At 66.7% G+C, this 13,237-nt stretch carries 15 protein-coding genes and 1 pseudogene; 6 read left to right on the top strand and 10 right to left on the bottom strand.

Annotated elements, in window-relative coordinates:
- Positions 1-4: 4 nt before the first annotated feature.
- On the top strand, positions 5-2,143 hold the full coding sequence (helR, locus tag HYG77_RS01045) for an RNA polymerase recycling motor ATPase HelR (protein WP_208963245.1): 2,139 nt from the start codon (positions 5-7) through the stop codon (positions 2,141-2,143).
- A gap of 38 nt (positions 2,144-2,181) precedes the next feature.
- Here the strand turns inward: helR and HYG77_RS01040 are convergent, their stop codons facing one another.
- Positions 2,182-2,604 (bottom strand): hypothetical protein, encoded by a 423-nt coding sequence (locus tag HYG77_RS01040; RefSeq protein WP_208961630.1) that lies wholly within the window; start codon positions 2,602-2,604, stop codon positions 2,182-2,184.
- Between the two features lie 119 nt (positions 2,605-2,723).
- On the bottom strand, positions 2,724-3,209 hold the full coding sequence (locus HYG77_RS01035; protein ID WP_109329809.1) for a carboxymuconolactone decarboxylase family protein: 486 nt from the start codon (positions 3,207-3,209) through the stop codon (positions 2,724-2,726).
- Positions 3,210-3,359: 150 nt separating this feature from the next.
- On the opposite strand from HYG77_RS01035, the gene HYG77_RS01030 reads away from it, so the two are divergent.
- Positions 3,360-4,295: an RNA polymerase sigma-70 factor gene (locus HYG77_RS01030; RefSeq protein ID WP_109329811.1), complete on the top strand. Its 936-nt coding sequence runs from the start codon at positions 3,360-3,362 to the stop codon at positions 4,293-4,295.
- A gap of 75 nt (positions 4,296-4,370) precedes the next feature.
- On the opposite strand, the gene HYG77_RS01025 is transcribed toward HYG77_RS01030, so the two are convergent.
- Together HYG77_RS01025 and HYG77_RS01020 are read right to left on the bottom strand one after the other, a co-directional pair.
- Positions 4,371-4,985: an FHA domain-containing protein gene (locus HYG77_RS01025; protein ID WP_244373390.1), complete on the bottom strand. Its 615-nt coding sequence runs from the start codon at positions 4,983-4,985 to the stop codon at positions 4,371-4,373.
- Between the two features lie 225 nt (positions 4,986-5,210).
- A complete protein-coding gene (locus HYG77_RS01020; protein WP_109329813.1) occupies positions 5,211-5,480 on the bottom strand; it encodes a CD225/dispanin family protein in 270 nt (89 codons plus the stop codon).
- A gap of 265 nt (positions 5,481-5,745) precedes the next feature.
- Between HYG77_RS01020 and HYG77_RS01015 the strand changes: the two genes are divergently transcribed.
- Complete coding sequence (locus tag HYG77_RS01015; RefSeq protein ID WP_208961629.1) at positions 5,746-6,150, top strand: hypothetical protein; 405 nt, start codon at positions 5,746-5,748, stop codon at positions 6,148-6,150.
- Between the two features lie 6 nt (positions 6,151-6,156).
- Complete coding sequence (locus tag HYG77_RS01010) at positions 6,157-6,444, top strand: hypothetical protein (protein ID WP_208961628.1); 288 nt, start codon at positions 6,157-6,159, stop codon at positions 6,442-6,444.
- Positions 6,445-6,950: 506 nt separating this feature from the next.
- Here HYG77_RS01010 and HYG77_RS01005 read toward each other — a convergent pair.
- From HYG77_RS01005 to HYG77_RS00990, 5 genes and pseudogenes are all read right to left on the bottom strand, one after another.
- The gene (locus HYG77_RS01005) at positions 6,951-7,106 is read right to left on the bottom strand and encodes a hypothetical protein (RefSeq protein WP_162603225.1); all 156 of its coding nucleotides are present in this window, start codon (positions 7,104-7,106) and stop codon (positions 6,951-6,953) included.
- A 14-nt stretch (positions 7,107-7,120) separates the two neighbouring features.
- Complete coding sequence (locus HYG77_RS01000; RefSeq protein ID WP_208961627.1) at positions 7,121-7,480, bottom strand: hypothetical protein; 360 nt, start codon at positions 7,478-7,480, stop codon at positions 7,121-7,123.
- A gap of 31 nt (positions 7,481-7,511) precedes the next feature.
- Positions 7,512-7,724: pseudogene (locus HYG77_RS40895) on the bottom strand (hypothetical protein); the annotation flags it as partial.
- Positions 7,725-8,316: 592 nt separating this feature from the next.
- A complete protein-coding gene (locus HYG77_RS00995; RefSeq protein ID WP_208961626.1) occupies positions 8,317-9,888 on the bottom strand; it encodes an MFS transporter in 1,572 nt (523 codons plus the stop codon).
- On the bottom strand, positions 9,885-10,598 hold the full coding sequence (locus HYG77_RS00990; RefSeq protein WP_208961625.1) for an LppX_LprAFG lipoprotein: 714 nt from the start codon (positions 10,596-10,598) through the stop codon (positions 9,885-9,887). Before HYG77_RS00990 ends, HYG77_RS00995 begins: the two co-directional genes overlap by 4 nt.
- Positions 10,599-11,076: 478 nt before the next feature.
- Between HYG77_RS00990 and HYG77_RS00985 the strand changes: the two genes are divergently transcribed.
- A complete protein-coding gene (locus HYG77_RS00985; protein ID WP_208961624.1) occupies positions 11,077-11,253 on the top strand; it encodes a hypothetical protein in 177 nt (58 codons plus the stop codon).
- 950 nt (positions 11,254-12,203) lie between these two features.
- Here the strand turns inward: HYG77_RS00985 and HYG77_RS00980 are convergent.
- Positions 12,204-12,542: an RNA polymerase-binding protein RbpA gene (locus HYG77_RS00980; RefSeq protein ID WP_005255751.1), complete on the bottom strand. Its 339-nt coding sequence runs from the start codon at positions 12,540-12,542 to the stop codon at positions 12,204-12,206.
- Positions 12,543-12,714: 172 nt separating this feature from the next.
- Here HYG77_RS00980 and HYG77_RS00975 point away from each other — a divergent pair, with 172 nt between their 5' ends.
- Positions 12,715-13,047, top strand: a complete 333-nt coding sequence (locus HYG77_RS00975) for a hypothetical protein (RefSeq protein ID WP_109329829.1) — start codon at positions 12,715-12,717, stop codon at positions 13,045-13,047.
- Positions 13,048-13,237: the final 190 nt, after the last annotated feature.

Genomic DNA, 13,237 nt, shown 5'->3' with positions numbered 1-13,237 from the left:
GACTGTGAACCCCTTGACTACCACGGCATTCGCTCTTCCCGACCACCTGACGGCCAAGGCCGACCCGGCGCTGATCGCCGGGGATGAGCGGCACTTCGCCGCGATCGCAGAAAGCCTCGAACAGTCCATCGCCGACCTGTCCCGCCGCATCGATGCCGAACGCAAAGCGCCCCGCCGTCTGGGCCAGGAGGCGATGGAGCGGGACATGATGGTTCACGAGCTGAACGCTCAGCTGCGCGCCTTGCGCCGCTTCGGCTTGGACCTGTGCCTCGGACACATCGTCAGCGCCGACAACCCCGAGCCCGTGTATGTCGGACGCCTCGGCCTCATGGACAGTGCGGGCAATCAGCTGCTGGTCGACTGGCGTTCGCCCGCGGCCGAGCCGTTTCTCGGGGCCACCCACGCCAACCCGCTGGGCCTGACCCGCCGTCGCAGGTATCGCTGGACCCGCGGGCGGATCAGCGATTACTGGGACGAGGTGTTTACGCCTGACGGGTTCGAAGGGAACGCGGCGCTCGACGACCAGTCCGCGTTCATCGCCAGCTTGGGCAGCAACCGGACTGCCCGAATGCGAGACGTGCTCGGCACCATCCAGGCCGACCAGGACGCCATTATCCGTGCGGGAGCGAGCGGCGCCCTCGTCGTCGACGGTGGTCCGGGTACAGGTAAGACCGTCGTCGCGCTGCACCGCGCCGCGTACCTGCTCTACTCCGACCCCCGACTCCGTCACGGGGTGTTGTTCGTCGGACCACACGAGCCCTACCTGGCCTACGTCGCCGACGTCCTGCCCAGCCTCGGCGAAGAGGGCGTCCAGCTGTGCACCCTGCGCGACCTCGTCACCGAGGGCGCCGCCGCCCGGGTCGAGCAGGATCCGGAGGTGACGCGCCTGAAGTCGTCCGCGGATCTGGTGAAGGCGATCGGTGCGGCCGTCGAGTTCTACGAGGAGCCGCCCACCGAGGGCATGACGGTCGCGACCGACTGGACCGACCTCTGGCTGAGCGCCGACGACTGGGTCGAGGCATTCGCAGCGCCGGAACCCGGCACTCCGCACAACGAGGCGCGGGACCAGATCTGGGAGCTGCTGCTCACGATCCTGATCGACAAGTACGACGGTGACGTTCCGGCCGCCCAACTCCGGAAGTTGTTGCAGCAGAACGACGAACTGCGCGCAACCCTCGACAACGCATGGACCCTGATCGAAGCCGCCGACCTCGTCGCAGACCTGTGGTCGGTCCCCGCCTACCTGCGCAAGTGCGCACCCTGGCTCAGCGACGACGAAATTCGGAAACTGCAACGCGCGGACGCCCAGGACTGGACGGTGTCCGACCTGCCACTGCTGGATGCGGCACGGCAGCGACTCGGGGACCCGGAGGCGTCACGACGCCGACGTCGGTGCAACGCCGCCGTCGCTGCCGAACGCGCGCGCATGAGTGACGTCGTCGACGACCTGATCGCGGCCGACGACTCGGAAATGCTCGTGATGTCGATGCTGCGTGGCCAGGACCTGCAGCAGTCCCTGGTCGACGGGACCGCTCTGCCGAGCTCCGACCCGGATTTGCTCGCCGGACCGTTCGCGCACATCGTGGTGGACGAGGCTCAGGAACTGACGGATGCGGAGTGGCAGATGTTGTTGCTGCGCTGCCCGTCCCGCAGCTTCACCATCGTCGGGGACCGGGCGCAGGGCCGGCACGGGTTCACCGAGTCGTGGCACGAACGGCTCGGGCGGATCGGGTTCGATCGGATCGACCTCGCCGCACTGAGCATCAACTACCGGACCCCGGAAGAGATCATGACGGAAGCCGAACCGGTCATCCGTACCTTCCTCCCGGACGCCAACGTGCCGACCTCCATCCGCAGCAGCGGCAACCCCGTCGTACACCGATCCACGTCGGAGCTGGGCTCGATCCTCGACACCTGGCTCGAATCGAACTCCGACGGGATCGCATGCGTCATAGGCGATCCCGATTTCCAGTCGACGTCGCGTATCCGGTCGCTGACACCGGAGCTGTCGAAGGGGCTCGAGTTCGACCTCGTCATTCTGGTCGACCCGGCGTCGTTCGGTGAGGGGATCGAAGGAGCCGTCGACCGCTACGTCGCCATGACGCGGGCAACCCGGCAACTCGTCATCCTCACGAGTTCCTGACGCCGGCCGACCACAGGCTGGGGAGCTGCCCCCTAGGACTACATCAGTTCGCCGCCCGTCGCCTGCAACTCCAGGTAGTCGCGCACCAACAGGGGTGAACAGGGTGTGGACACGTCAGCCCAGGGAGAGTGGTCGGGTAGTTGCAGTGGCAGCGTTTCGGGTAGCGCTTCGCGACACCGGATGCCGGCCCGCAGTGGCGGCGTCAACGAGTTCCACCACGTGTCGAGGGCGCATCTGCAGTGGGAGAGGTAGTCCGAGAGTGGTCCCTGCAGAAGCGCGATCTGCGGTACCGAATCAGCTTTGCCACTGATGGCTGCGACGCACGAGTTTCCGCACACGGTCATCACCTGACCGATGAACTGTGGCGGCATTATGCCTTCCGGATTTCGCAGCAGGGCGAGGCGTGCGCCGGCGGAAAGGGCTTCATACGCCGCTTCGGGGTCGATTGCCTCGTCACCCATGCCACGACGGTACTCGGATGTGGTCGTCTCCTACCAGGAACCGCGCTAGTTCGTTTTTCCGGTCCGGTGAAGGATCGCCGAGCGGTCGGCGATCCTTCACCGGACATTTGGTCGGCCTGTCAGCTCGTCATACTGGCGAACATGCCGGGTTCGTAGGACCCGGCCGGATTACGCACGATCACGTTGATCCGGTTGGCGGCATTGATCAGGGCCACCAGGGACACCAGCGCGGCGATCTGGTCGTCGTCGTAGTACTTGCGCACCTGCGACCAGGTCTCGTCGGACACGCCGTGGTGGGCGTCGGCGAGCCGGGTGCCCTCTTCTGCGAGTGCCAGCGCGGCCCGCTCCGCCTCGGTGAACACGGTGGCCTCGCGCCAGGCGGCGACCAGATTCAGCCGGATCGGGGTCTCGCCGGCGGCCGCGGCATCCTTGGTGTGCATGTCGGTGCAGAAGCCACAGCCGTTGATCTGGCTGGCCCGGATCTCGACCAGGTGCTGGGTGGCCTTCGGCAGCGGCGATTGGTCGATCACCAGGGCCGCGTTCGCGAACCGCTTAGCGAATTTCATGGCAATCTCATTGTCGAACAGGTCGAATCGGGCATCCATGACTTCGTCCTCACTCGTGGTGGCGTGCTGATCTGTACGAACATGAGATGCCGGGCACCCGACTGTTGTGACACATGTTTCGGATGTCACAAAACGGCGGCGTCCGGTGTCTGGTGTCTGACACAGAACGACAGAGAAGAGGAGCCACCCATGGCCGGCACGTCGCAGACCACGCCCGCAGATCGTGGCGGGAGCCAGGATGATCATTCGGATCCCGCTACCGAAGCGTTCGTCGCCCACCGCAACCTGCTGTTCACTGTTGCCTACGAGATGCTCGGCTCAGCCACCGACGCGGAAGACGTCCTCCAGGAAACCTGGCTGCGCTGGGCAGGCGTCGATCTCGACACCGTCCGCAATCAGCGTGCGTATCTCGTCCGGATCACCACCCGTCAGGCCCTCGTCCGGCTGCGGACGCTCAGTCGGCGCAGGGAGGCGTACGTCGGCCAGTGGTTGCCCGAGCCGCTGCTGACCGCACCCGATGTAGCCGAGGACGTCGAGTTGGCCGACAGCGTGTCCATGGCGATGCTGCTGGTGCTAGAGACGCTCGCGCCGACCGAGCGGGCGGTGTTCGTGCTGCGTGAGGTGTTCGATCTCGAGTACGGCGAGATCGCGGAGGCCGTCGGCAAGAGCCCGGACGCTGTCCGTCAGATCGCGCACCGGGCGCGGGGACATGTCGCGGCGCGCCGACCGCGCGGCGTCGTGTCCCCGGCCGAATCCCGAGACGCACTCGCGGCGTTCCAGCGGGCACTCGAGACGGGTGATCTGCAGAGCCTGCTCGACCTGCTCGCACCCGACGTCGTCCTCTTGGGTGACGGCGGCGGGGTCAAGCAGGCGGTGCCGCGACCGATCGTGGGAGCCGACAAAGTGGGTCGCCTGCTGGCGGCCGGCCTGCCGCGGATCGACGGCCAGGTGTCGGTTGAGCCGGTGCAGATCAATGGCTGCCCAGCTCTGATCGTCCGGCTCGACGGGGAGATCGACGACGTCGTGGCGGTGCGGATGGACGACGGCATGATCACCGGGCTCTACATCGTGCGCAATCCCGAGAAGCTCTCACGCGTCGAGCAGGAGAACGCGGTGAGCCGCTGAGATCTGAACGCTGACGGTGGGGCTGTCGCGTCGGCGATTCGACCCGCGGTGAGGTAGCAATCGACAACTGAGGCGTCAGAGCGTGTGGGGGGTGGCGATTTTGTTCGTGAGGGCAAGGGCGACCAGTCGGCCGCGTTTCTCGTTGCGGGCAAATTCGTCGACTTGGAATTTGCTGCAGAGAGCGCGCAAATGTGATTTGACGGTTTCGGTGCTCAAATGCAGAGCGTCGGCGATCTGCTGGTTCGATGCGGGGACAGGGTGATCGGTGCCGTTGTGGAACGGCCGGCACAACTCGGTGAGGACGGCGTGCTGGGCAGGGGTGAGCTCGGGGGGTGTGTCGAGGGTGTCGCCGATGGCGGTTTCGCCGCATCCGGTGGCGGGTTCCCCGTGGTAGGTGAGGGTGCTGTCGCCGATCCGGATGACGTCTCCGGGGTGCAGGATCCGGCGTCCGCGTATCCGGGTGCCGTTCACGAAGGTGCCGTTGCGGGAGAGACTTTCGTCGGTGACGGCCCAGTAGCCGCCGATGTGTTCGACGGTGGCGTGGAGGCGGGAGATGTCCGGGTCGGTGGACAGTGACACGTCGGCGTATGCGGAGCGGCCGATGATGATCTGGGACCGGTCCGGGGTCAGTGGTAATTCGTGTGTGTGTCCGTGGTTCGTGTAGGTCAGGACCGGGTATTTCACTGGCATTGATCCTTTCGGTATGTGTCCGCAGGGATGGGCAAGGTCGTGGGTATGGCGCTTACCGGTTCCTTCTATCGTGGTGCGCCGGGGGTCGTGGTGTTAGTGCCCCTGGGGTGATATTTGTCCACCCCTCACGGGGGCTCCAGGCGCCAGGCGCTATCGGGCGCCGCGGATCTGTGGATGTTCGGCTCGAAGGGTCTTCGGGGTCTGGGTGTGCGGTGGAGATGCCGGTCAGACGAAGGCGGAGGCCAGGCACCATGCGGTGAAGAGGCCGCCGAGGCAGAGGGCGATGATGCCGAGGGTCCGGGCCCGGGCCGATGCGGCGCGAGCGCCGTCGAGGTCGCCGTTGTACCAGCGGGGAAACACTTTCAGTGCGTTGCTGAACGCGGCGAACGCGAGGGGCCAGAAGAACACGACGGTGACGACGGCCCACCCGACGTTCGAGGACGGGGGCGGCGGGTACTGCGGGGTCTGCGGTGTGGTCAGTTCGGGCTGGGTCATGGGTCTTCCTGAAGTATGTGCGGTGTGGGAGTGGGTGTGCTTGCCCTGTTCACACTGGTCCACACCGATCCCGCCCGCATCCCCTTCAGGGTGGGAGTGCGGTCACCCCCTGTCGAGGCTGCAATGCGTTGGGGGACTGAGGGTTCGGAGACTCTTCGGGGTGTGGTGATGTGCACCCTGAAGGGGATGAGGTGACCCCGCGGCGGCGGGCATTGTTGACGGCATCGAAAGCACCACCCCCACTCACACACCGGAGGAACACACCATGTCGAACACCACCACGTCCACCAAGTCCGTCAAGACCACAGTCCGCGCCCTTCTCGTCGGCGCCGCCGCGGTGCCCATGCTGATCCTCGGGGCGGGTGCCGCGTCAGCCGCTCCATTTCCGTTCGATGTACCGATCAATATCGGTTTCGAGAACAACCAGCAGGGCGGCAATGGTGGCAATGGCACCGGTGGCAACGCCGGTAACGGCAACAACAACACCGGCGGCAATGGAACCGGTGGTGCGGGCGGCAACGTCGGCGGAGGCGGAATCAATATCGGTTTCGAGAACAACCAGCAGGGCGGCAATGGTGGCAATGGCACCGGTGGCAACGCCGGTAACGGCAACAACAACACCGGTGGTAACGGAACCGGTGGTGCGGGCGGCGGCGTCGGTACTAGGTAACGCGTCATGTTGAGAAGGTCCGCGATCGGGGCGATCGTTGCAGGTGCCGCGGCGGCGGTGCTTGCCTGCGGGGCGGGTGCCGCCGTCGGGTCGGACGGCGGCATTCTCGGCCCGACGACGGTCGTCGGGGTTGCTGTTCCGGACACCCCGGGCGCCGCGAATTGTCAGCCGGGTGCGCCAGGGAGCGGCACCCGGGGCGGGGACGGCGGCGACTGTGTCGGCGGTTCCGCCGGCAATGGTGTCGGCAACCAGGGCGGCAGCGGCACGGGTGGCGCCGGCGGCAACGCCGGATAGCCGCCGCCGGGGTGAAACGGGAGGGGTGAACAACGCCCAGCGTTCACCACCACTCACCATCGATGACCGGTCCCCACCGGGGCGTATGTGCCCGGCGGGCACCGGTCGTCGGCGTGCCGCGCCGCCGCCAAGCCGGTTCTCTGGTTGGGTGGCGTTCCGATACCGGTACAGGCGATGTCAGGTTCGCTGTTTACATTGCTCTTGGTCTTCAGTCATTGATGGCTATTGCGCGCCTCGCGGCGTGTGGCCACGGCTGTGGCTTCAAGAACGTGGCCGGTCGCAGGCCTCTGATGTGGAACCGGTGAAAGGGGGAGGCGGACTATCGAAACACGCGGGGAGGCGGTCAAGAGGTCTCTCGCGCAGGCCGCATCGGGCGCAATTTTGCACGTCCTTCGCATCTCTCCCAGTACGATCAAGAGTGCGCCTAGCGCCCATAGTTACGCGACGTCTATGAGCTGCCCATCGGTGAGCGGATGGTCGAGTAGCGGTGTCAGGGCCTGCCCGACTTACTCGCCGCGGCTGGGCATGGTCAGAATGAGGTGGGCGTCGTAGTCGGCGCCGTCCGAGATCGCCGCCTTGCACAGGCGGACGGCGGGTTCGGGGTTGAACAATGACGGTGCCGCTGTTGCGGCCTCGGTGAAGAGAACAGAATCGGTGCTCACACTCGATTCGGGAATCACGACTGCACGGCGCACGAGGTCGGGAATGTCGCAATCGTGCTCGGCACCCAGGCCTCGGCGATGTCCGCCCGCAGCCGAAGGGGTGTGGCGCGGGCGCGACGGCCTTCACCGTAGAGCAGGTGCGCCAATCGCACCGGGTGGCGGCCGTTCTGGTCGACACTGATCAATCCGAGTGCGTGTGCATCCTCTACGGCGCCGAAGTCGGTGACGTCGGCCAGGATCTGTTCCGGGAGCGGTTCCGCGACCGCGAGAACGTCGAGGACGGCGCCGACGGCGGGGGAAGGGCGTGGAGTTGCGCGCCGATGAGATCCGCTAGTCCCGGTGAGGCTGTGGGGGACAGCCCCACACCCAGACACCAGCACTGAGCCCCGGCGCTTCAGGGCTTGGACTGAGTCGTCCGGCGGCGAGTTCCTGCTCGACCAGGTGACGCAGGTACAGGGTATTTTCGATTCGCTGCAGGTGTCCGTCCTTCCATAATGCAGTGACCGCATCGGGAGCGGGTTCTCCGGTACGAACGGTCACCACAACCGGGCTCAGGCGGCGCCGAACCAGTTGGAGTACCACGCACGCGGACAGGTCGTCGAGCAGGTGTGCGTCATCGCGCCGTAAACGCCTTTTTCAGGCGGGCATCGATGGGTCAGTCGGCGGTTGCGGTCATGGTGTGCTCCTGGTGTTCGGTCCGTCCCGTGAGCGGTTCGATCGGCTCTACGAGAACCCTGTGCGCGGGGACGCGCCTCGCCTGGAGTGAGTTGACCCGCAACGGAATAGATGAGCGCGGCGCGGCTCATGGGGGCCGTAGGCCACGCCGACGACGGGTGTGGTCGCCGAAGCCCAGATCCCTCATTGCTTCGACGGCAATCCATTCTTCCGAACTCCGATGATGAGTCGCGGAAGCCACACACCAGAGGTGACCCCCGAAGGACGTACACACGTGCCGGTCTTACTTTCCATAGCGGGCGGTAACCGGGAGGTCCGCCCCGGCCAACCGGGGGCGACAGGGATACGGGCTCATGCCGAGGACGACCGTAGCCGAGGACGCGGAGTTCGATGCCCGCTCCGCGATACCCGACATCGGACGAGTACCCCGACGGCCCGCCGTAACTCCCTCGGTGTCACCCGGTTGGATTGAACCCGCTGCCGCCAACCGTTCACCGCAAGAGGAACTCCCACGCCCAGGTCGCCGTTCGAGGGGTCATGCCGGCTCGGCGATGCTGTTCTCGGCGGAGTCCGAGGCCTTGGGAGGTTGGCGGCTGAGGAACAGGGCGAGCAGCGCTCCCGCCGCGCACACCACCGACGTGATCAAAAATATCTCGGTGTACTGAGTAAGCAGAGCCCGGTCGACTGCCCCGGTGTACTCGGCCAGCTCCCGTGCCGCCTGCTCGGGAGGTTTGCCGACGGGGAACGGCACCTGCAGGTTCGCAGTCAGGCTGTGGAAGCGGTGCAGCCCCCACGCGGATAACGCGGCAACCCCGACGAGCATCCCGGTCATCCGCGCGACCACCACACCGGCCGAGGCGATCCCGTGCTGGCTGGGCGGCACGGCGCGGAGCACCGCAACGGAGAGCGGCGCGATCACCAGGCCGAGACCTAGCCCAGCGATGGCCAGGTCGGTGTCCAACCGGGGCACCGCAATCGGCCCGACCTGGTACGGCACGGACAGCACGTCCATCGGCCACCGGGCCATCCGGAAGTAACCCGCCGCGGCCAGCAGCATGCCGGCCGCCGCGACCACCCGGTCGCCCAGCCGTGCCGCCAGCAGCCCGCCGAGCAACGCGCCGACCGGGAGCGCGGCCAGGAACCGCAGCAGCAGTATGACCGCTCCCCGGTCGTCCCGGTCGAGCAGCGACTGGGCGAACAGGTCGACGTCCACCAGGGTCACCATCAGCGCGACGCCTGCCGCTCCGGATACCCCGAGCGCGGCAAGGAATGCGCCCATCTGCACATCGACCGGGTCGATCAGCCGGGTCTTGGCGCGCAGCTCCCAGCCGACGAAGGCGATGGCAGCGACACCGACCCCGACCAACGTCGGCCCGCCCCACGGTGGCAGCACCGCGGTGCGCGGGTCCGGGTTGTACAGGCCGACGACGGCCAGCCCGAGGGCGACCGCGAGCAGCAGCCCCCCGGCCACGTCCACCCGGACGGGCTCGTGCGCCCGGTCGCGGCGCGGCACCGAAACCTGCACCGCGATCATGGCGAGCACGCCGAGCGGTAAGTTCATCCAGAACACGCCGCGCCAGCCGGCGATGCCGAACGCGCTCGACCACACGGCAAGGCTGGCGATCGCCACCCCATACAGCGGGCCCAGCACGCTGCCCAGCTCCTGCGCGGCACCCACCGCACCGAGCACGTTCGACCGCTTGTGGGTTGCCCACAGGTCAGCGGCAAGCGCCATGGTCACCGGCAGCAACGCCCCACTTGCGACACCCTGGACGACCCGCCCGGAAACGAGCAAGGGCAGGTCGTCGGCGAGCGCGGTGACCACCGAGCCGACCAGGAACCCGGCGAGGCAGCTCTGCAGCACCAGCTTGCGGCCGAACCGGTCCGATGCCTGGCCGAGCAGCGGCATCGCGGCGATGTAGCCGAGTAGGTACCCGGTGACGATCGGGGTCACCCGCTCCAGTCGGTTCACCGGGATCAGCAGGTCGTCCATGATCTGCCGGATCATGCTCACCACGACGTAGGTGTCCAGCGCGCCGAGCAACACGGCGAGCGCCGCGGCGCCGATGGCGACGGTCCTGCTCCGCGGGATCAACTCCACACTCACGCCGGGGGTGTCACCGTCACGGGCTTGTCCAGCTCGGACACCACCACGTCGACGGTCGGGGCGTCTGCGCCGTCCGGCTTCGGGAACGTCACCAGCGCTCTGATCGGCAGGTGCCTGCCGTCCTCGTCAAGCCAGACCGTGATGTCCACCTCGGACTCGACCCCGGGAACGATGTTGCCCACCGCGTCCTTGTCCGCCCGTCCGGTGATCTTGTATGCGGGTGTCCCGTCAACCTTTTCCCTCGCCTCGGTCTTCGCATCCGTGATGTTGGTCAGCACCTTCGCGAAGCCCCGGTCCGGGTCGAGGATGGTAGACGGGTCGTAGTACTCGGCGGTGAGCGAGGACGGATACCGCTGAAAGGTGCCGGTCGGGCCCTTCAAGTACAGCGAGTCGTCGACCAGCACGAATTCCCCGTCGATCAGCTGGCCGGCCAGGGTCAGCTTCACCGTGCCCTTCGCGCCACCGGCCGGACCGCCCTCCCTGGTCAAATCGCCCTCGGCGGCCTGCACGCTGATGCCTGGAATCGAGCCGGTGACGGACATCGTGAAGTGTGCGCTCCGGATATCGCGGACGGCGGACGCCGACTCGGCGAGCAGCCCGGCCGCGTCCGGCAGGTTCGCGCTCCTTGCCGGATCGGTGTCGGTGGTGCAGCCGGTGACTACCGCCGCGCTGAACGCGAGGGTTCCGAGGAAGATGCGGCGGGTGAGCATGTCCGCATCGTAGGACGCAGGCTCCGAAAACGCCTGGGATTGCGGCCAGAACCGGTGTCGTTGTGGCCCGACCTGGTCCCTCGGCCGACCGACAGCGCGCTGACGACGGTTGTTGATCCCTACCGCTCTCCCGCGGTCAGGCTGCGGGTTCGCTTGTCCCATGATTGCGGGGGCGGCAAGCGCTCCGGCGCCAGTTTCAGGGTTCGCCCCCTCAGTACACATCCCGTTCGGCGCACTGAACCAGAAGTCCGCGGCGGTCCAAGAAGCAACGAACGACAGTGTCTGACAAACTACGGGGACCTAACAAACGGCTCCGCGAGCGAGCCTGGCGATCATGTGGGACCAGGAGCCTGCCACAGAGAGTCTGTTGTGGAACAACGGTCGGCGCTAGCCGATGTGTTGAACGAGCCACCGGCACGCCGCGCTCGCAGCGGTCACGCTCGCGACCGCCCTGACCACCCCAGTTGCGGCGATCTCAGTGCCCGCGACGCTTATGAGTTCGGCGGGAGCCGCGGCGGCCTACTGGTTGCGCACCCGACCGGCGAGGTGGAACGACGGGCTGATCCTCGAGACCGGATACGGGCATGTTCCTGTGGACCTGCTCCGGCAACTGCTGCGAGGTCCCGACATCCTGCTCGCCCCACCGTGCTCCTGATCCTGATCGTTTAGGTGAGCTGATCAAGACGGTGCGAGCCAGGCGTGAATGCGATCGAAGTTTGTCAGCGACTGAGTGGATGGCGTCCACGGTCAGGTGCCGCACGGTCAGCGGTGGTGTTTCGGGTGCGCTGAACGCGGCTCCAGTCGAATTCGTGCCAGCCGGGGATGTGGCGTTGCCGGCCTTCGTCGCGGCGGCGGTGTTCGTGGTCGCGATTTGCCCGTGTTTGTACTCCTCGGGTCGCCGTATACGCGCCACCTGACGGAAGGGCTGGAGTCACCGCTTGGAGACGCATGGTGAACGACGCGATGAAGCGGATATCCGACGCCGGAGAAGGCGTGCGGTGGGCGGCTGACTCGGAATCCGACGCCTCCCACCGGGCGAATTACAGCGGCGCCGGGGCAGCTACGGGTGATCACCGCGCCGATCCACCACTCGTTCCCGAATCTGATCGATGTGCCGAACAGACCGAAAGGTTTGAACGAGGCGCCGACGGGAAATACCACACGCGGCGGCGCGTTGCAGGCGAACGGGCTGGTGCACCCTCATCCTTTGTCGGCGCGGCGCCGGGGCGACGAAGGATGGCCCGTCCTGCTTGAAATTGAAACCAAACCCTTGACTCCGCCGTACCGAATAGTAGATTGAGAGCGGTCATGTGACCTACCTCTCGAGCTGAGAAGTCGGGTGGTCGGTCATACGTGGTGTTCTTCGACTGCGTGTTCGGGGCGTGACTCTCGGTTTGTGTGCCCGGAATGTAACGCGCCTGCGTTCCAGCAGATCGGAGTACGTGGATGAGTCCTGTCGCGACTGTCGCCACGCGAACGACCTATAGCAGCCAACCCATGCCCACCCTGGTATCAGCCACTGATCCTACGTCGAGGACGGCGCAGACACAGCAAACGCCGCCCCAGTCGAGCCGGGACGGCGTTCGTATCGTCGGGCAGCCTGTATCAGGCTCCGCGTCGCTTGGCCTTGAGCAGGTCGAGACGCTCCTTGAGCAGCTCTTCCAGTTCTTCCTTGGAACGACGCTCGAGCAGCATGTCCCAGTGGGTACGCGGCGGCTTGACCTTCTTGGCCTCGGGTGCGGTGCCCTCGACCAGGGTGCCCTCCAAGCCGTTGCGGCAGAGCCACGTGCCCGGGATCTCGGCGTCGTCCGCGAACGGGATGTCGAACACCTCACCGTTGTCGCACCGGTACTTGGCCATCCGACGGGGTGCGAGGTCGTGGTCACGGTCGGTCTCGTAGCTCACCGCTCCGAGTCGACTCCCTCGAAGTACGCGATCTGCCATGGTTGTGTCCTCTCCTCGATCGTCTCCGCGCGAGCACGCCTGGACAGCAGCCAAGCGTTCACACTCATCTACAACGCCACGGCTTCCCGATTGGTTCCCGCACGCCGCGCAGATGCAACCTCGCCATCTTACCGGGCGGGCATCGAGGGGTCGCGCAGTAAGGTGGTGGACCATGACCGGCGCATCCCGCAGACCCGACTCGTGCGTGTGGTGCGGCCGGGAAGTCGCGGAGTCCGGGATGGGGCGACGCCGCCGGTATTGCCGCCAATCGTGCCGGCAGCGAGCGTACGAGCAGCGCACCCAGGTCAAGGGCACGAGTATCCCCGCGGATGCCGTGGTGCTGACCGCCGAGGAAGCCTCCGCCATGGTCGACCGGATCTTCCAGGTTCGTTGTGCGGCCGAGGACGTGGCGACAGCCGTCGCCGAAGGTGCGGCGGCCCATGAGCTGGAGTCGTTGTGCGCCGACCTCCTGCACCTTGCACGTGAGGCCGAACGCTTCCGCTGAGGCCCGGCCACGGGCAGCGGGAAGTGCTGCGCATCCTGCTCGACCGGCCCCATCCGGGTCGCCGTCGCAGATCGTCGGCGATTCCGGCACGAACATCACGAATCGACGCACACCGGACCCACGCGTGAAGCACGATCAGTACAGCGTGGCGGACCGGCAACAGTCGGTTCGTCCCACGCGCTGGGTCTGC

Origin of the sequence: Rhodococcus sp. ZPP (assembly GCF_017656075.1) — a bacterium.
In the GTDB taxonomy this organism is placed as follows: domain Bacteria; phylum Actinomycetota; class Actinomycetes; order Mycobacteriales; family Mycobacteriaceae; genus Rhodococcus_F; species Rhodococcus_F oxybenzonivorans.
This window is presented reverse-complemented; position numbering and strand designations above follow the sequence as displayed.